The organism is Mesorhizobium sp. BR-1-1-10 (assembly GCF_020165595.1).
GTDB lineage: Bacteria > Pseudomonadota > Alphaproteobacteria > Rhizobiales > Rhizobiaceae > Mesorhizobium > Mesorhizobium australicum.
Genome location: NZ_JAIUIL010000020.1, coordinates 36,425 through 55,609, shown reverse-complemented (window position 1 = coordinate 55,609; position 19,185 = coordinate 36,425). Strand labels below are relative to the sequence as shown.

Annotated in this window: 13 protein-coding genes; 5 read left to right on the top strand and 8 right to left on the bottom strand. The window is 64.9% G+C overall.

The window, feature by feature from the left end; genetic code table 11:
* Positions 1-135: 135 nt before the first annotated feature.
* The 3 genes from pmtA to dnaK all read right to left on the bottom strand — a co-directional run bounded on the left by pmtA (position 136) and on the right by dnaK (position 4,112).
* Positions 136-741, bottom strand: coding sequence for a phospholipid N-methyltransferase PmtA (pmtA, locus tag LB555_RS29190; RefSeq protein WP_224684383.1), 606 nt, complete (start codon positions 739-741; stop codon positions 136-138).
* 104 nt (positions 742-845) lie between these two features.
* Positions 846-1,973: a molecular chaperone DnaJ gene (gene dnaJ, locus LB555_RS29185; RefSeq protein WP_224684382.1), complete on the bottom strand. Its 1,128-nt coding sequence runs from the start codon at positions 1,971-1,973 to the stop codon at positions 846-848.
* Positions 1,974-2,195: 222 nt separating this feature from the next.
* Complete coding sequence (gene dnaK, locus LB555_RS29180; protein WP_140619792.1) at positions 2,196-4,112, bottom strand: molecular chaperone DnaK; 1,917 nt, start codon at positions 4,110-4,112, stop codon at positions 2,196-2,198.
* 240 nt (positions 4,113-4,352) lie between these two features.
* Here dnaK and LB555_RS29175 point away from each other — a divergent pair, with 240 nt between their 5' ends.
* The 5 genes from LB555_RS29175 to LB555_RS29155 all read left to right on the top strand — a co-directional run bounded on the left by LB555_RS29175 (position 4,353) and on the right by LB555_RS29155 (position 14,109).
* Positions 4,353-6,566, top strand: coding sequence for a hypothetical protein (locus tag LB555_RS29175; protein ID WP_224684381.1), 2,214 nt, complete (start codon positions 4,353-4,355; stop codon positions 6,564-6,566).
* A gap of 10 nt (positions 6,567-6,576) precedes the next feature.
* The gene (locus tag LB555_RS29170; RefSeq protein WP_224684380.1) at positions 6,577-10,425 is read left to right on the top strand and encodes a DUF11 domain-containing protein; all 3,849 of its coding nucleotides are present in this window, start codon (positions 6,577-6,579) and stop codon (positions 10,423-10,425) included.
* 220 nt (positions 10,426-10,645) lie between these two features.
* Positions 10,646-11,323 (top strand): ribulose-phosphate 3-epimerase, encoded by a 678-nt coding sequence (rpe, locus tag LB555_RS29165; RefSeq protein ID WP_224684379.1) that lies wholly within the window; start codon positions 10,646-10,648, stop codon positions 11,321-11,323.
* Positions 11,324-11,692: 369 nt separating this feature from the next.
* Entirely contained in the window at positions 11,693-12,430 is a 738-nt protein-coding gene (locus tag LB555_RS29160; RefSeq protein WP_015314660.1) for a GntR family transcriptional regulator, read from the top strand.
* A gap of 155 nt (positions 12,431-12,585) precedes the next feature.
* Positions 12,586-14,109: a malonate--CoA ligase gene (locus tag LB555_RS29155; protein ID WP_224684378.1), complete on the top strand. Its 1,524-nt coding sequence runs from the start codon at positions 12,586-12,588 to the stop codon at positions 14,107-14,109.
* Positions 14,110-14,144: 35 nt separating this feature from the next.
* Here the strand turns inward: LB555_RS29155 and LB555_RS29150 are convergent, their stop codons facing one another.
* From LB555_RS29150 to LB555_RS29130, 5 genes are read right to left on the bottom strand one after another with little or no spacing between them, the layout of a single operon-like run.
* The gene (locus LB555_RS29150; RefSeq protein WP_224684377.1) at positions 14,145-15,257 is read right to left on the bottom strand and encodes an NAD(P)/FAD-dependent oxidoreductase; all 1,113 of its coding nucleotides are present in this window, start codon (positions 15,255-15,257) and stop codon (positions 14,145-14,147) included.
* 10 nt (positions 15,258-15,267) lie between these two features.
* On the bottom strand, positions 15,268-16,440 hold the full coding sequence (gene nagA, locus LB555_RS29145) for an N-acetylglucosamine-6-phosphate deacetylase (protein ID WP_224684376.1): 1,173 nt from the start codon (positions 16,438-16,440) through the stop codon (positions 15,268-15,270).
* The gene (locus LB555_RS29140; RefSeq protein ID WP_140660278.1) at positions 16,437-17,471 is read right to left on the bottom strand and encodes an SIS domain-containing protein; all 1,035 of its coding nucleotides are present in this window, start codon (positions 17,469-17,471) and stop codon (positions 16,437-16,439) included. Before LB555_RS29140 ends, nagA begins: the two co-directional genes overlap by 4 nt.
* Positions 17,468-18,250 (bottom strand): GntR family transcriptional regulator, encoded by a 783-nt coding sequence (locus LB555_RS29135; RefSeq protein ID WP_140619779.1) that lies wholly within the window; start codon positions 18,248-18,250, stop codon positions 17,468-17,470. The genes LB555_RS29140 and LB555_RS29135 overlap by 4 nt, the downstream gene beginning before the upstream one ends.
* Positions 18,247-19,128, bottom strand: a complete 882-nt coding sequence (locus tag LB555_RS29130; protein ID WP_224684375.1) for a BadF/BadG/BcrA/BcrD ATPase family protein — start codon at positions 19,126-19,128, stop codon at positions 18,247-18,249. The genes LB555_RS29135 and LB555_RS29130 overlap by 4 nt, the downstream gene beginning before the upstream one ends.
* Positions 19,129-19,185 lie beyond the last annotated feature (57 nt).

Genomic DNA, 19,185 nt, shown 5'->3' with positions numbered 1-19,185 from the left:
GTAGGGCAGTAGGGCAGTAGGGCAGTAGGGCAGTAGGGCAGTAGGGCAGTAGGGCAGTAGGGCAGTAGGAATGGTTCCCTAGCCAATCTTTTCCCCCTACTCCCTTACTGCCCTACTCCCCTACTGCCTTCTCTTCTAATGCGCTTCGCGCCGGTAGATCCAAAGCTGCGTCGGGGGGATGTTGCGGAAGATGAAGTCGAAATGCTTCACCGTGTAGTCGCCGCGGCCGGCCGGGATCGGCGACATCGGACCATAGGTCAGCTGCACGATCGGCCGGCCGACCGGAATGCGATCGAGCAGGCTCTCGATATAGGCGATGCGCTGGGCGACCGGGAAATTGAGCAGCGGCACGCCGGAAACGACGCTGTCGAAGATCATCCCGCTCCTCTCGCCAAGCGTGGCGTTGAGGTTGAAGGCATCGCCCTCGATGACGTTGACGCCGGGGTAGATCTGGCGCAGGTGGCGCACGAAATCGGTGGAATATTCGACCGCGTAGAGGTTTTCGGGCCGCACGCCCTGGGCGAGGATGGCGCGGGTGATGACACCGGTGCCGGGGCCGACCTCGAGCACCGGCAGGCCGGACTTCGGATTGACGATCGAGGCCATCTTGCGCGCGGTGATCGAACTGGTCGGAACGATCGAGCCGACTGTCTTCGGCTTGTCGATCCAGCCCTTGAAGAATTTGAGTTCGTCGTCGAACTTCTCGGCAAACGCCTTCCGCAGTCCGTGACCACGTGCCATGCAAGCTCTCCTCAGCGCGCCCCTTGAAACTACTTAACATCTGGATGACGCAAGGCAAGGCGCGGCCTTGCCTATGGCGTGGATAAGATAGTTTTCGTCGCGTCTCAATGCTCGCCGAAAGACTCGAAAAAGTCCTTCATGCGGGCGAAAAAGCCGCTCGATTGGGGCGAATTGTCCTGCGAGGAAAGCTGTTCGAACTCTTCCAGCAATTCGCGCTGGCGGCGCGACAGGTTCTGCGGCGTCTCGACCGCGGTCTGGATGTAGAGGTCGCCGACATTGGGCTGGCGCAGCACCGGCATGCCCTTGCCCTTGAGCCTGAACTGGCGTCCGTTCTGCGTACCTTCGGTCACCTTCACCTTGGTCTGCGTGCCGTCGAGCGTCGTCACCTCGAAGGAGCCGCCAAGTGCGGCGGTGGTCATCGAGATCGGCACCTTGCAATAAAGATCGGCGCCGTCGCGCTGGAAGAATTCGTGCGGCTTGACCGCCAGAAAGATATAGAGGTCGCCCGATGGCCCGCCGCGCAGCCCGGCCTCACCCTCATTGGCCAAGCGGATGCGGGTACCGTCCTCGATGCCGGCCGGGATGTTGACCGACAGCGAACGCTCCTCGGTGACACGGCCCTGGCCGGCGCATTTCGGGCAGGGATCCTTGATTGTCTGGCCACGGCCCTGGCATTGCGGGCAGGTCCGCTCGATCGAGAAAAACCCTTGCGTGGCGCGCACCTTGCCGTGGCCGTTGCACATCGAGCAGGTGACCGGCTGGGTGCCCGGCTTGGCGCCGCTGCCGGAGCATTCGGTGCAGGAGATCGAAGCCGGCACGCGGATTTGCGCGGTCTTTCCCGCGAAGGCTTCCTCCAGCGAGATTTCCATGTTGTAGCGCAGGTCGGCGCCGCGCTCGCGGCCACCGGAAGAGCGGCGCTGGCGGCCGCCCATCATGTCGCCGAAAATGTCCTCGAAGATGTCGGCGAAGCCGCCGGCGCCAAAGCCCTGCGCGCCATTCATCCCACCCTGCTCGAAGGCGGCATGGCCGAAACGGTCATAGGCCGCGCGCTTCTGCGGGTCCTTCAGCGTCTCGTAGGCTTCGTTGATTTCCTTGAACTTGTGCTCGCAGGAATGATCGCCGGGGTTGCGGTCGGGATGGAATTGCATGGCCAGCTTGCGAAAAGCGCTCTTGAGCTCCTTCTCGTCGGCGCCCTTCTGCACGCCCAGCGTTTCGTAGAAATCAGCTTTCATTTTTTCCCGCAGTCCGGATATTCAACGTCTTGATGCAATGTTGCGTCGGTTGCCGGCACGTTGTTTCGATTTAGGAGCGGTGCTGCCCGTATGCTAGGGCCGGCGCGAACTTGTCCGTGGTTTTCAGTGATTTTTTCGGCAGTGCTCGCACTTTTTCAGCGAGGGTTGCAAAAAAGCCCGGCCTTGCGCCGGGCTTTTCGCATTGTCTTGCCGTCAAGCCGCTCAGGCCGACTTCTTCTTGTCGTCATCTTCGTCGATTTCTTCGAAATCGGCGTCGACCACGTCAGAGTCCTTGGCGGCATCCGCCTTGGCGTCGGCTTCCGCCGCTTCCTTCTGCGAGGCCTCGTACATGGCCTGGCCAAGCTTCATGGAAGCTTCGGCAAGCACCTGGCTCTTGGCCTCGATGTCGGCCGGATCGTCGCCCTCGGCAGCGGCCTTCAGCGCCGCGATCGCGTCCGAAATCGCCGTGCGCTCGGTCTCCGAGACCTTGTCGCCATATTCCTTCAGCGACTTCTCCGACGAATGCACCAGCGCTTCGGCCTGATTGCGGGCCTCGACGACGGCGCGACGCTTCTTGTCGGTATCGGCATTGGCCTCGGCATCCTTGACCATCTTCTCGATGTCGGCGTCGGAAAGTCCACCCGACGCCTGGATGCGGATTTGGTGCTCCTTGCCGGTGCCTTTGTCCTTGGCCGAGACGTTGACGATGCCGTTGGCGTCGATGTCGAACGTGACCTCGATCTGCGGCACGCCGCGCGGCGCCGGCGGAATGCCGACCAGGTCGAACTGGCCAAGCGCCTTGTTGTCGGCGGCCATTTCACGCTCGCCTTGGAAGACGCGGATGGTCACGGCGGACTGGCTGTCTTCGGCCGTCGAGAACACCTGGCTCTTCTTGGTCGGGATCGTCGTGTTGCGCTCGATCAGCCGGGTGAACACGCCGCCCAGCGTCTCGATGCCGAGCGACAGCGGCGTCACGTCGAGCAACAGCACGTCCTTGACGTCGCCCTGCAGCACGCCGGCCTGGATGGCGGCACCGAGTGCGACGACCTCATCCGGGTTGACGCCCTTGTGCGGCTCCTTGCCGAAGAACTGCTTCACGATCTCCTGGATCTTGGGCATGCGGGTCATGCCGCCGACCAGGACCACTTCGTCGATCTCGCCAGCCTTCAGGCCGGCATCCTTGAGCGCCGCCTTGCACGGCTCGATGGTGCGCTGGACGAGGTCTTCGACCAGGCTTTCGAACTTGGCGCGCGTCAGCTTCAGCGTCAGGTGCTTCGGTCCGGTCGCGTCGGCGGTGATGAAGGGCAGGTTGATTTCGGTCTGCGTCGTCGACGACAGCTCGATCTTGGCCTTTTCAGCCGCCTCCTTGAGGCGCTGCAGGGCGAGCTTGTCGTTCTTCAGGTCGATGCCCTGTTCCTTCTTGAACTCGGCCGCCAGATATTCGACCAGGCGCATGTCGAAATCCTCGCCGCCGAGGAAGGTGTCGCCATTGGTCGACTTCACCTCGAACACGCCGTCGCCGATTTCGAGCACCGAAATGTCGAACGTGCCGCCGCCAAGGTCATAGACGGCAATGGTCTTGCCTTCCTTCTTGTCAAGGCCATAGGCGAGCGCTGCCGCTGTCGGCTCGTTGATGATGCGCAGCACTTCCAGGCCGGCGATCTTGCCGGCGTCCTTGGTGGCCTGGCGCTGGGCGTCGTTGAAATAGGCCGGAACGGTGATGACCGCCTTCTCGACCTTCTCGCCGAGATAGGCCTCCGCCGTTTCCTTCATCTTCTGCAGGATCATGGCCGAGATCTGCGAGGGCGACTGCTTCTTGCCGCCGGCCTCGACCCAGGCATCGCCATTGTCGCCCTTGACGATCTTGTAGGGGACAAGCTTCTTGTCCTTCTCCGTCACCGGATCGTCATAGCGGCGGCCGATCAGGCGCTTGACCGCGAAGATGGTGTTTTCAGGATTGGTGACCGCCTGGCGCTTGGCTGGCTGGCCAACGAGACGTTCGCCGTCGCCCGAGATGGCGACGATGGAAGGCGTCGTGCGCGCGCCTTCCGCATTCTCGATTACCTTCGGCTCCTTGCCATCCATGATGGCGATGCACGAATTGGTGGTGCCGAGATCGATACCGATTACTTTTGCCATTTTTCTAGTCTCTCCGCTAAGCAGGCTCTCAGGACCCGGTAAGGCGTTCCGACGAAAGCCCCTGTTCACAAGAAATACCGTCCATCCACCGGTTCTCCGGCGCCGCACGGCTTGGCGCGTATATAAGAACAGGCGGCATCGCGCGCAAGCATTCTGCGCAACGCTTCCGTGAACCTTTCCGCGCCGGCCCGCGACTGATGTCCAGGTGCCGCATGGTGCGGCCCCGGAAAGGAAGCCCCCATGACCAGCAACCCAGAGACTCCATGGTCTCCGGGACCAACAGGAGCTCGGCGCGACCACCGCCTTCGGGACGGGGTCGATGCGCTGGGCTTCCCGCTGATTCCGTTGACCCTGCGCAGGAGCAGGCGTATCGTCACTATGAGGAAAGCAGACAATTCGATCAGGGAAGAACGAGCCGGACCACCGCGCCTTGCCCTGATTTGCGCGGCAAGTCCGGACGTCTCTCCCCTGGACTACGGGGGTAGTGTCATGTCTCGCATCCGCGGCGCGTTCGTGCCTTTTCTTGAGTTCGACAACCGCTTGCGCGGTGCATTGCAGGCCGCCGGCCTGCTGGCTCTGGCGCTTGCCGCCAGCCTGTGGCTGGGCGCGGCCGCCCAAGCGCAGGAAACCCAGATTATCTATCCAGGCTCGATGGCGGTCACCGGCTTTCCCGGCACCATCATCCCCAATGTCGATGAGGGGTTGCCGCCCGGCGTCGATCCGGTCGACGAGACCTTCATCGACATCTCGCGCGCCACCTTGCGCGTCTTCGACGTTTCACACCTGGGTGGTCCGGCCTCGGGCCAGCTCGTTTTCACGCCGCCGCCTTTCGAGGTGACAGCAGGCCAGATCGGCGAGGTGTTCGGCCTCACCTATGATGACGGCGTGCGCGACGGTGTGCCCTCTGGCGTTCCCAACCTCTATGCCGCCGCCACCTCGCTGCATGGCATTGAGATCGTCACGCCGGACGCAGACAAGGACGGCAGGCCGGAGCGGCAGCGCCGCGGCACGGCGGGCGCCATCTTCATGGAGGGCCAGTTCGGCACCGAAAACGGCGGCGGACCGGGCACCATCTGGAAGATCGACGGCATCACCGGCCAGGTCGCCAAATTCGCCGACATCGACACCAACAGCGGACCTGGCATCGGCAATATCACCTTCGATCCCGCCCACCGGCAGTTCTTTGCCTCCGATCTCGACACCGGCCTGATCCATCGCATCGACGCCGGCGGCAGACTGGTCGACACGTTCGACCATGGCGTCGCCGGCCGGCCGGCGCATGGGCTGGCCCCGGTCGCCGACGATGGCGCGGTGATGGACGTACAGGGCGCGGCCTTCGACACCGAGGACCCCGACAGCTGGGGCTACACCCAGGACGAGCGTCGCGTCTGGGCCGTCTCCTATCATGGCGGCCGGCTCTATTATTCGGTTGGCGAAAAGTCGGAAATCTGGTCGGTGGGCATTGCCCGAGACGGCACCTTCGCCGGCGATCCCCGCTGGGAACTGACTGTGAAGGCCGACAAGGACTACGCCGTCACCGACATCGCTTTCGACAACAGCGGCTTCATGTATCTCGCCCAGCGCGGCCCGATCGAAAACCGCTATGATTACAGCCGCTTCGCCGATTCCGGCAAAGGCGAGGTCATCCGCTACTTCAGGGAAAATCCCGACGATCCCTCGACGGAATCGGTCTGGGTGGAAGCGCCGCAGGAATATGCGGTCGGCTTCCCGCAAGGCAACAGGCAGTCGGCCGGCGGCCTCGATCTGCAATATGGCTACGATGCCGACGGCAATCTCGACACCTCGGTCTGCACCCAGACCTTGGTCAGCACAGGCGACAAATTGCGCGACAACCCCGAGTTCGCCGAAAAGCTCGCCGAGGGCGGGCCGCTTGCCGTGCACGGCGTGCAGATCACGTCCAAGGAGCTGGTCAAGCCGGCCAACGTGCCGCCCTTCGGCTCCTGGTTCGTCGATTTCGACGGCTATTTCGAGGATCCCGAAGTGGAAGGCCATGTCGGCGACGTCGCCGTCTGGCATCCCTGCGAGGGCCGTGCCGGCTATTATCAGGAAATACCGGGCGGTTATGAGCCCCCCTTCTACCCGCCGGATTTCCCGCCGCCGGGCAATCTGCCTCCCTGTCTCGATGTCGAGAACGTGCAGTATTACTGCACGCCGCGCGGTCTCGAGGCCGATCTCTATCTCCATGACCATGCCGGCTTCGGCGGTGATTCGATCAAGGCCCAATCCAGGACGCCAGGCGTCGCGGTGACCTCACCTATGTCACATGCGCCGGGCAAGCCTTACACGATCGACATCACCGGCCACTATCCGGGCGACAGAGTGGATGTTGGACTCTGCTTCTACAGGAAGTCCGACAAGGACAAGGGTGGCTACTACCCTTGCTGCAAGATGACCTTGCCGCTCCGGACCCCAGCCGTCAGCTGCGAACGTTGAGGAGGCAAAGATGAACAGTCTTGCCCCATCCCCGCTCGCGGCCAAATCCCCAAAAACCGTCATGGAGACGATCATGAAACCCCTGTCACTCGCCAGGCGCGGCGCGCGCTGGCTGATGGCGGCCGGGATCGCGGTCGCCCTTGCGCCCGCACTGCCGGCATCCGCCGCCCAGACCGTCCAGGCTGTCACCAGCCAGGATGTACAGCCGCTGCAGCTCGACAATCCGCGCATCATCAACCCGGAACCCGGACGTGTCGTGCCGTTCTTCACCAAGACCGGTGGCCAGCGCAGTTGCGACTATGTCTACTATACCTTGACCTTCGGACTGCGCGGCAATCCGCAAGGCTTTGCCAATCCTGCCCTCGAGGCGGCGCTGAAGAAAGCCAAGCTCGACTTCAAGGACCAGCTTCCGCACGGTCTTTCGATCGTCAATGTGACCGTCTCCGGCGACGGCACCGATGCATCGGGTGGGGCCTTGCCGGGCGCTGTCGTAAGCAATTCGGCCGGCCCCAACGACACGGCAACGGTTTCCGATTTCCGGATTTCCGCCAGCGATCTCGATGGCTCGGGCGCACTGAACGAACGCGTCATCACCTTCCGCATCACCGCCAAGATCGACCACGCCGCGTTTCCAGCGCCGGTCAACGTCGACAACCAGGGCACGATCAAGGTCACCGGCGGCACCGGCGCGGGCACCATCATCCCGTCGCAGGATCCGGGCAAGCCGGACGACGGCAACATCGCGACCGGGGAAAAGACCTCGATCCGGATCGACCTCACCAAATGCGACAAGCAACCTCCACCTCCAACCGACCATGAGTGTTTCAAGGTCGAACGCGGCACGGTCGACTGCGTGCCCGGCGGTGGCGCCTTCATCTACCACATGCCTGTCGGCCCCGAGATGGGCGGCAAATGGGTGCAGGTGTCGACGACCTCGCCAGGCATCAGCATCATCCCTGACACCCAGAAGGTGCCGGCGGGCGGCGGCGTGCTCAACTGGAAGATCGTCGGCGCGTCACCCGGCGACGTCATCCACCTCATCGTCACCGGTATCGAGACCTATGCAGGACCGAAGGAGGGCTGGGGCCTGTGCTGCACGCAAACCATCGACATCGTCATCCCGCGTGACCAGAGGTGCCCACCCAGGGATAAGGAACCGGACCTCAAGGTCGAAAAGCATGCCGACGTCACACGCTGCACGATGGGCGGCGGCTGCGACTTCACCATCCGGGTCACCAATGTCGGCACAGCGCCTTACAACGGTAAGATCGTGCTCGACGAGGTGACGCTGCCGGCCGGCTCGACGCTGAGTTCAGGGCCCAATCCGCCCTGGATCTGCGCGCCGGGAACCACCCCGATGACGTGCACCTACCCGGGGACCACGCTCGCTCCGGGAGCCTTTGTCGACCTCAAGCTCGGCTTCAAGCCGGCCGGAGGCTGGCAAGGCAGCGTGCTGCGCAACTGCGCCACCTACAATTACGGCGCCAGCGGCAAGCCGCTGTTCGGCAGTCAGGCCAATGACCGGGGCTGCGCGTCGATCCCGATCTGCCGGCGCGGCGACCGCAATCCGGATTGCCAGCCGCCGGTCGAGAAGAAGGTCGACCTGATCCTCAAGAAGCGTGCCCGCACCGAAGTCTGCACCGCCGACGGCGTCTGCACCTTCATCATCGACATCATCAACAACGGCACATCGACCTACAATGGGCCGCTGACGGTGATCGACAACTACCCCGGCGGCGCGCCGGCGTCCTCCACCTTCGGCCCGAGCCCGCCCTGGACATGCGGCCCCAACGGCCCCGGCCAGTTCCGCTGCGACAATGCCGGCATCTCGCTGCCCGCGGGCGCCTCGACACCGATCTTCGTCAAGGCGGTCATGCCGGCCGGCTACCGGTCCGACACGGTCGAGAACTGCGCCGAGGTGAAGGCCATCCCCGGGGAGGTCGATCTCACCAACAACAAGGCCTGCGCCAAGGAACGCATCCGCCATCCCAACAGCGGCCAGCCGGCCTTGCGCATCACCAAGGTGTGCAACGGCTCGCTGGCCGGCGCGGCGCTGGTTTCCTGCCGCATCACCGTCGCCAACGTCGGCACGGCTGCCCCCACCGGTCCGGTGCGGGTCAACGATGCCGCCACGCTGGTGTCGGGCGGAGCGCCTGTCCAGATCCAGACCGTAACCCCTGACGGCGCGGAATGGGCATGCGGACCGGTTCCGGCCAATGCGTTGTCGTGCCAGATACCAGGCGCCGTCATGACGCCCGGAACCTCCAGGCACTTCGACGTGACGGTTTCGGCCAATGGCGAATTCGAGAACTGCGCGCGCGGCTCCTATGGGCCGGCGCAGGGCGACGACGTCGTCTATCCGATCGGCCAGGCCTGCGCCAAGGGCGGCGGCTCCTCGACCATCCGTGTCGAGAAGACCGGCGACCGCGAATGCAGGCTGGGCCAGCCCTGCTCGTTCGACATCACCATCACCAATGACGGGACGAGCCCCTTCTCGGGCCCGGTCCGCATCGGCGACGCGATCGGCGTCGATGGGCTTGGCCGGCTGGAAGGCGTCGCGATCACTTCGATCGAGCCGCCCTTCGGCTGTTCGCCGGAACCGACGACCTTGCCGGCCTCCTGCATCGCCAACCTGACGCTCGGCGCCGGCGAAAGCCGCTCGCACCGTGTGACCGTGGTCATCCCCGACGATGGGCGTCTTGCCAACCTGCAGGGCAACGTCAACGGCCGGAACTGCGTTGGCGTGCTCTCTCCCGACACACGGGTGCAGGGCGGCGGCGACGTGCTGTCCAACGACGCGACCAACGTGCAGGGCGATCGCGGCAGGGCCTATGCGTGCCATCCCTTCATCATCACGCATGAGGTGAAGAACCAGTGCTCGCCGGGCTTCGTCATGAACGATGCCGGCCGCTGCGTCTGCCCGGAAGGCACCACCTTCCGCAACGGGCAATGCACCAACCTTCTGCCGCTGCCACCTCCGCCGCGCTGCGTGCTGCTCGAAGGCCAGATCCGCACCGAGGACGGACATTGCGTCTGCCCGCGCGGCACGGAGCTGGAGAACGGAAAATGCGTCGGGACCGACAAGCCCGAGCAGTGCACCATCCGTGGTCAGGTCCACAATGCGGACGGGGACTGTGTCTGCCCGCAAGGCACCGAGGTGCGAGACCGGGCCTGCCGCCAGATCCGGCCAAAGCCGCAGCAGTGCCGCATTCCTGGCCAGGTCCGCAATGCCGATGGCGATTGCGTCTGCCCGCAAGGCACCGAGATGCGCAATGGCGCCTGCCGTCCGGTCCGGCCGAAGCCCGAGCAGTGCACCATCCGTGGCCAGGTCCACAATGCGGACGGGGACTGCGTCTGCCCGCAAGGCACAGAGGTGCGAGACCGGGCCTGCCGGCCGATCAGGCCGAAGCCTGACCAGTGCACCATCCGTGGCCAGGTCCATGACTCCGACGGCAATTGCGTTTGCCCGAGGGGTACCGAGGTGCAAGGCAATGCCTGTCGGCGCAAGCAGCCGCAGTTGGAGCAGTGCGACATACGCGGCCAGGTCCACAACAAGCGCGGCGAATGCGTCTGCCCGCGTGGGACCGAGGTGATCGACGGCGCATGCCGCAAGCCCAGGCAAGAGAGCGAATGCGCGCCGGGCTCGCAGATGGTCAACGGCCAGTGCCAGCCGATCTTCACGCGGCACTGTCCGGAAGGCATGGTCGGGCGGTATCCGAACTGCCGGCCGATGCGCGGGCAGCCATCGCTGGAAATCGATCCGGGCCAGTTGCTGCAATTGCTGCCGCGGCGCAGGCAGCCGATCGACCAGCAGCAGGACCCGGTGCCAAACAGGGTGCTGAAGCTTCAGCAGCAATAGGCACCCGCGCGACGCCAAACGAAGACCCGCTGGAGCAATCCGGCGGGTCTTTCTTCATGATCCAGGCAGGCGGAGGTTGGCGGCGACAGGATAGGGAACGCCGCGACGTTACCCCTGCCTGTGGAACCGCTGTACTGGCGCCCTCGACAAGTCCGCGGGAGCGCTTTAGGCAGTCGGTACGCAGCGATCGTATCAAAAGGGCGCCCGGAAAGGCCGCGACATGAGCAAAAAAACCTTGATCGCACCGTCGGTGCTGGCATCGGATTTCTCGAAGCTCGGTGACGAGGTCGAGGCGGTGGCGGCGGCCGGTGCCGACTGGATCCATCTCGACGTGATGGATGGGCATTTCGTGCCAAACATCACCTTCGGCCCGCCTGTCATCAAGGCGATCCGCAATCGCACCAAGGCCTTTTTCGACTGCCACCTGATGATCGCGCCAGCCGATCCCTACCTCGCCGCCTTTGCCGAAGCCGGCTGCGACGGCATGACGGTGCATGCCGAGGCCGGGCCGCATCTCGACCGCTCGTTGCAGACAATCAGGAACCTCGGCAAGAAGGCGGGCGTCTCGCTCAATCCGGCGACGCCGGAAACGGCGATCGAATATGTGCTCGACCGGCTCGACCTGATCCTGATCATGACCGTCAATCCGGGTTTCGGCGGGCAGGCCTTCATCCCGGCGATGGTCGACAAGGTGAGAAGGATCAAGGCGCTGATCGGTGACCGGCCGATCCGCATCGAGATCGACGGAGGCGTCTCGCCGGAAACCGCCCCCTTGGTCACCACTGCCGGCGCCGACGTGCTGGTGGCCGGTGCTGCCATTTTCAGGGGTGGCAGTGTCGAGGCTTACCGCGCCAACATCGAAGCGATCAGGGCGGCGGCCGACAAGGCCGCCGGCTGACACAGCGCGGTCATTCCGGCACCAATTGCTACGGATCGGCGTCGTTGTACATCCGAATCAGGTTGCGCGACGATCTGATTCGGGCAGTCGTCCGCTGTCTTTGCGCGCGACAGAAAAGATGCTCGCATGGGAGCACAAGAAACAGATGATCCTGCGTGCATACAAAACACGTTAAACTTCTGCTGGTTGTAGAAATATTCGAATTCTCGCGATCGGCCCCGCGGATTGGGTATATTCCATTGTCCTAAAGTACAATAGCGCGATCTTCTGCTTGAGTGCCGGAAGCGTCACGCTATATGGTACGCGTACGGAGAGAGAATCTCGGACTCGAATTGCCCAAGACGACAGTAAGGGGACAAGGAGTCGCTTTTGACATACGGAGCTGCCAATCTGAACGACGACGGCACAGGAGCCAAGAGCACGCTTGCCAGCACGGTCTATCACCAATTGCGTGATGATCTTCTCAGCGGCGCTCTTGAAACCGAAAGCAAGCTGCGCGTCGAGTGGGTCGTTTCCAAGTATGGCGCCGGTGCCTCTCCGGTTCGTGAAGCCCTCAATCGCCTTGCCTCCGAAGGTCTCCTTGGCCGCCATGACCAGCGTGGCTTTTTCATCATGCCGGTCAGCGCGACGGAACTCGAGGAACTGACGCGCACGCGCTGCTGGCTCGAGGAGCGGGCGCTGCGCGAATCCATTGCCCACCGCACCGCCGAATGGGAAGAACAATTGGTGCTGGCGCTGCATCGCCTGGGGCGGGCCTCACGGCTCTCGCCGCAAAGTAGCTCGTCGCTCAATCCGGAGTGGGAGAAAGTGCATCGCACTTTTCATCGGGTGCTGATCTCGGCGTGCCGGTCGCACTGGCTGGTTGGTTTCTGCGACCAGCTTTCCGATCACGCCTACCGCTACAGGCAAATGGCCAATGACGGGGAGAGCATCCAGCGCGACGATTTCGCCGAACACCGGCTGATTGCTGAAAATGCGCTGGACGGCAATGCGGATGGTGCCGTCCAGGCCCTGATCGATCACTACCAGCTGACCGCCGCCATGTGCATGGAACGCTTCAGGCAAGGCGAGGCACCCGCCGGTCCGGGTAAGCGCGCCCAGCGTTGACGGCTGTTTGGTCGGCGCCCTCTGCCGTCCCATCCCTCGGACCTTTTCGGTGGACGCCGGGCAGCCGGCTGCGGCCTTGACGGCGGGGCTGGGAAACGCGAACTCTTCGTCGCGTGCCGCCCAAGATCGCGGCCGGCGTCACCTGGGAAGATTTCATGAGCAATCATCTGTTCGATGCGTTCCGGTCCCGGATGCCGGCGCTTGGGCGTCTGTTGATGGAAACCGATGATGGATGCTCGCTCACCTATGGCGACATGCTGGCACGGTCGGCGCAGCTTGCGCATGCGCTCCTGCAAATGGATGTCGCGCCCGGCGACCGGGTTGCCGTGCAGGTCGAGAAGAGCCCGGAGATGGTTTTGCTCTATCTCGCCTGCGTGCGCGCCGGCGCCGTCTTCCTGCCGCTCAACACCGCCTATACGCTGGCCGAGCTCGGCTATTTCTTTGGGGATGCCGCACCTCGGGTGATCGTCTGCGATCCGGCACGGTCGGCGGACATCCGTGGGGTCGAGCCGTCCGGTGCCGTCGTGGTCACGCTCGACCGCGGTGGCCAGGGATCCCTCGCGGACCAGGCATCGCGTCAGTCTTCCGAGTTCCACGATGTGGAGCGCGGCGCCGACGACCTTGCGGCGATCCTCTACACGTCGGGAACGACCGGCCGTTCGAAAGGCGCCATGCTCAGCCATGAGAATCTCGCCTCGAACGCGCGGGTGCTGGTCGAGCAATGGCGTTTCAGCAGGGATGACGTGCTGATCCACGCGCTGCCGATTTTCCACACGCACGGCCTGTTCGTCGCCACCAACGTCACCCTGATGGCCGGCGCCTCGATGCTGTTCGAGCAGAAATTCGACGCGAGCCGCATCGTCTCGCTGCTGCCGCGCGCCACCGCGCTGATGGGCGTGCCGACCTTCTATACCAGGCTGCTGCAGCAGGACGGGCTGGATCGCGAGGCGGCGAAAAACATCCGGCTGTTCGTGTCTGGTTCGGCGCCGCTGCTGGCCGAAACGCACAAGGCCTGGCGTGAGCGCACCGGCCACGCCATCCTCGAGCGCTATGGCATGACCGAGACCAACATGAACACCTCCAACCCCTATGAGGGCGAGCGGCGCGCCGGCACGGTCGGCTTTCCCTTGCCCGGCGTGTCGCTGCGCATCGCCGATCCCGATTCCGGCAAGCCGCTCGCCCAGGGCGAGGTCGGCATGATCGAGGTCAAGGGTCCGAACGTGTTCGGCGGCTACTGGCGCATGCCGGAAAAGACCAAGGCGGAATTCCGCGCCGACGGCTTCTTCATCACCGGCGACCTCGGCATGATCGACGCCGACGGCTATGTCCACATTGTCGGTCGCGGCAAGGACCTGATCATCTCAGGCGGCTACAACGTCTATCCGAAGGAGCTCGAAAGCGAGATCGACGCGCTCGACGGCGTCCTGGAAAGCGCCGTCATCGGCCTTGCCCATCCGGACTTCGGCGAAGGCGTCACCGCGGTCGTCGTACGCTCGCCCGCGTCGCGGATCAGCGCGGCCGAGATTCTCGACGCCATCACCGGCCGCATGGCGAAGTACAAGCATCCCAAACGGGTGATCTTCGTCGACGACCTGCCGCGCAACACGATGGGCAAGGTACAGAAGAACCTTTTGCGCGACAGCTACAAGGATCTCTACGTCTCAAATAAAGCCGGCTAAGCAGATGTCGCGCTCCGGCGCGCGCGAACGCTGGCTCAGGTCGGGTACAACAGTTCGGCGACATGGTCGGCGATCGCCAGGCTCGCCGTCAGACCGGGGCTCTCGATGCCGAACAGATTGACGATCCGGCCCACGCCGTGATCGGCCGGTCCCTGAATCACGAAGTCCGCCGCTGGCTGTCCGGGGCCCGAGAGCTTCGGCCGGATGCCGGCATAGGCCGGCTGCAGGGCGCCATCCGCGAGATCGGGCCAATAGCGGCGGATCGCCTCGTAGAAGACGGCGCTTCGGCTGGGATCGACAGTGTAATCCACGCTGTCGATCCATTCGACATCGGGGCCAAAGCGCGCATTGCCGGCGAGGTCGAGCGTCAGGTGGACGCCGAGGCCCCCTTCGACCGGAACCGGATAGATCAGCCGCGAAAACGGCGACCGCCCGGGAAGCGCGAAATAATTGCCACGCGCCAGCCACTGCCGGGGGATGAGATCCCTTGGGAAACCCTCGATCCGACTGGCCACGGCCTGCGCATCGAGGCCGGCTGCATTGACGAAAGCGCTGGCCTCTACGGCGAAGGTCTCGCCATTGGCGTCGCGCGTGTCGATCCGGATCCCATCGGCTTCGATCGTCGCCCCGGCAACGCAGGTGAGGAAAGCGAAGGACACGCCTGCGGCTTCAGCGTCACCGCGCAGCGACAGCATCAGCGCGTGGCTGTCGACAATGCCGGTTGATGGCGACAGCAGCGCGCCGGCGCATCTCAGCGCCGGCTCCAGGCTTTCGGCCTCGGCGCGTGTCAAAAGCTGGAGATCGTCGACCCCGCAGCGTTTCGCATTGGCCTCGATCGCCCGCAGCCCGCCCGTCTGGCCGGGTTCGCTGGCGACGATCAGCTTGCCGGCGCGGCGATGGCCGACAGTGTGTTCGGCGCAGTATGCATAGAGCTGCCGGCGCCCTTCGACGCACAGCCGGGCCTTCAGGCTGCCGGGCGCATAATAGAGCCCGGCATGGATGACTTCGGAATTGCGCGAGCTGGTGACGGTGCCGATCGCGTCGGCCTTTTCGATCACCACCACCTCGCGGCCCGACAAGGCAAGCGCCCTGGCGACGGCAAGCCCGACGACGCCTGCTCCGGCGACGACACAATCGATTGTCTGCATGGCCTCGCTCTCAGCGCGGAGCGACAGCCTCGAACACCTTGTCGCCGTCGATCCAGACGCTTCCTATGTCAAGATCGTCCGACAGCGCAACGATGTCCGCCGCCGTGCCATTGGCGAAGCGGCCAAGCCGGTGCGACTGGCCGATCGCCTGGGCCGGGTAGAGCGAGGCCATGCGCAAGACTTCGGACAGCTCGAGCCCGACAGTGCGGTGCATGAACCGGATGGCCGAGATCATGTCGAGGTCGGCACCGGCCAGCGTCCCGTCGGCAAGCCTGAGGCTGCCATCCCTGCGGTAGATGGTGCGGCCGTTGAGCGTGAACGAACTCATCTCGGTGCCGATCGTCGCCATCGCGTCGGTGACCAGCACGATCCTGCCCGGTCCCTGCTTGGCGTCGAGCGCGATCCTGATCGTGGCGGGGTGGACATGGATGCCGTCGGCGATCAGCCCCGCCGACAAGGCGCCGATGTCGATCGCGGCGCCCGCCAGCCCGGGCTCGCGGTTGCCGATCTGGCTCATCGCGTTGAACAGGTGCGTGACGACGCTGGCGCCGGCCTCGGCAAAGGCTTTAGCCGTGGCATGGCCAGTGTCGGAATGGCCGAGGCTGACGATGACCCCGGCCTTGGCCAAGTCCTTGACGCGGGCAGGATCGACGGATTCGGGCGCGATCGTGGTGAGCAGCACCGGCAGCTTCTGTCGCGCCGCGATCAGCATGGCCTGGTCGGCGTCCGTCATCGGCCGGATCAGCGCCGGATCATGCGCACCCTTGCGGGCAATCGACAGATGCGGACCTTCCAGATGCAGGCCGAGGAAACCCGGCACTTTTTGCAGCGCTGCCGCTTCGCCGGCGGCAATCGCGGCGGCCGTGATTGCGGGCGTGTCGGTGATCAGCGTCGGCAGCAGCGCCGTCGTGCCGAACGGCGCATGCGCGCGGCAGATGGTCTCGATCGAGGCGACATCGGGATGATCGTTGAGCATCACACCGCCGCCGCCATTGACCTGGATGTCGACGAAGCCCGGCACCAGCATGCCGCCGCCGGTGTCGACGGCACGGATATCCCCGGGCAGCGCGCCTTGCGGCAGCATGGCTTCGACGAGGCCGTCGCGCACGACAAGGGCCGCGCCTTCGTGCCAGTCGTCGCCGTCGAAGATGCGGGCGCCGGTCAGGGCAAAACGGTCGCTCATACGGTCTCCGTCACCTTGCGAAGGTTGCGCGGCGCGTCCGGATCGAGGCCGCGATGGCGGGCAAAGGCCTCGACGAACATGTAGAAGGAAACGATCAGCGTCAGCGGATCGGTCAGCGGGTGACCGGTGGCGACATGCGGCAGGCGCGTGGCGCGATTGGCGAGCGCCGAGGTGACGAAAACCGGCGCGCCCTTGGCCGCCAGGCTGTCGGCGGCGTCGGCCACTGAGGGCTCGGACGCGTCGCGAGCGGCCAGCGCCAGCACCGGAAAGTCGGGGCCGATCAGCGCCAGCGGGCCATGCATGACTTCGGCCGCGCTATAGGCCTCGGCATGCATGCCGCAGGTCTCCTTGAACTTCAGCGCCGCCTCGTTTGCCATCGCCGCCGACGGACCGCGGCCGAGAATGAACAGGGACTTCTGCTTCTCGATCGTCTCGGCCAGCACGCTCATCCAGTCGCAGGCGATCGCCTTGCCGAAATGCTCGGGCAGGCGGGCCAGGGCCGCGAGAAGCGCGTCGTCGCCGGTCGAATGCGCCATCAGGGCAAGACCGGCAACGGCGGAATTGATGAAGGTCTTGGTTGCCGCGACGCTGCGCTCCGGCCCGGCGAGTATGTCTATCGCATAGTCCGAGGCGCGCGCGAGCGGCGAATCGGCGGTGTTGGTGACGGCAATGGTCAGCGCGCCGCCGGCTCGTGCGGTTTCGGCCATCGCGACAATGTCGGGGCTCTTGCCCGACTGCGAGATCGCCAGGCAGGCCGAGCCGTCAAGCCGGAGCTTGCGGCCATAGATCGAGGCGATCGACGGTCCGACCGAGGCGACGGCAAGGCCCGCGGTCAATTCGACGGCATATTTCATGAAGGTGGCGGCATGATCGGACGAGCCTCGCGCCACGGTGACGACGAAATGCGGGTCGCGCTCCTTGATGCCGCGCCCTGCTTCGGCCAGCACGGCACCGGAGCCGTCGAGCAGGCGGGCGACGGCTTGCGGGATCTCCTCGATCTCGCGCTGCATATGCGTGGTGTTGGCAATCATGATCGGCCCTCTTCGCTCGGCCCTGTCAGCCGCAGTTCGGCGACGAAATCATAGGCGTCGCCCCGGTAGATGGAGCGGGTGAACTCGATCACCTTGCCGCTCGCCAGGTAGGAAATACGCTCGATATGCAGGCCGGCAATGCCCGGTGGCACTTCGAGCAGGCGCGCATCGCCCTCGCCGAGATTGGCGGCGGAGATGCGCTGCACCGCGCGCACCGGCCTGTTGCCGGTCAATTCCAGCGCCGCGTAGAGCGAGGAGCCAATTCCAGCCGGGTCCGGCAGCACGCTGGCCGACAGCGAAGCGCGTTCGATCGCCAGCGGCGTGTCGTTGGCGATGCGCAGGCGCGCCACGCGCGCCACCAGTTCGCTCGACGACAGGCCAAGCACCATCATCTCGTCGGGCGAGGGCGCGTAAAGGCCACGGTCGAGCCAGGCCGAGCGCACCGCCATGCCGCGCCGCGCCATGTCTTCGGTGAAGGAGGTCAGCCGCGACAGCGACTGCTCGACGCGCTCCATGCGCGGCGCCACGAAGGTGCCCGAGCCATGGCGCTGCACCAATATGCCGCCCTTGACCAGGTCTTGCACCGCCTTGCGCACGGTGACGCGCGAAATGTCGGCCTTGGTGGCGATGTCGCGCTCGGAAGGCAGCGCGTCGCCCGGGCCGATCAGGCCGCGGTTGACGGCGTCCTCGATGCTTTTCCTGAGCTGCAGGTAAAGCGGCGCGCCGCTTTGCGAGGATTGTTTGAGCGTGGCGAAGATCTGGTCGGCGGCATCGCTCATCGCGCAGCCTCCGCGCGTCCAGCGAAAAGGCGTGCCGCCATCTGCACGGCACCGCCTAGCGCATCGTCGAGCGGTTCCTTCAGCAGGGCGCGGTAGCGCGCCGACAGGCGCGGCGTATAAAGCGGCGCCAGCCCGCCGAGCAGGCAGAGCGGTGCTCCGGCGGCGAGGTCGAGCGCGCCAAGCGAGGCCTCGACATCGGCGACCGCCTTGTCGAGGATCCAGTTGGCGACAATGTCGCCTTTTTGCGCGTGCTCGAACACTTTCGGCGCGAAGCCGCCAAAATCGCCGGGCTTGGCGTTGGTGGTGAACTCGACGACGTCCTCGGGATTGTTGCGGAAAACGGCCATCATGCTGTCGGTCAGCGGCGAGGCCTGGCGCACGCCATCATGCGCGAGCAGGGTCTGCTCCAGCAGGTCGCGGCCGATGCGGGCGCCGCTGCCCTGGTCGCCGACCTGGAATCCCCAGCCGCCGATGGCGCGCGATTTACCATCCCTGCGCGCCATATAGGCGGTGCCGGTGCCCAGGATCGCCATCGCGCCGTCACCGGAACCGACCGCGCCTTCGAGCGCGATCTCCGCATCGGTCTCCACGCGGCTGGTGCTGAACGGCAGGATCGCCTCGAGCTGCTGCCGGTAAGTGCCGACATTGGCGCCAGCAAGGCCAAGGATGGCGGGTGTTTGCGGGATCAGGTCCGGATCTTGCCCGGCGGCGATGAAAGCCTGCCGCGCCGCATCGACGATGTTCGAGCGGGCGCCGGTGAGGTCGGTGCGGATATTGGCGGCGCCGCTTTTGGCGCGGCCGACAACAGCGCCGTCCGCCGTTGCCAGTGCGGCCCTGCAGCTGGTGCCGCCGCCATCGATACCGAGCACGAATTTCACGCGATTTTCTCCTCCGGCAGGATAATACCAATAAAATACCAATAGCCAAGAGTTAAT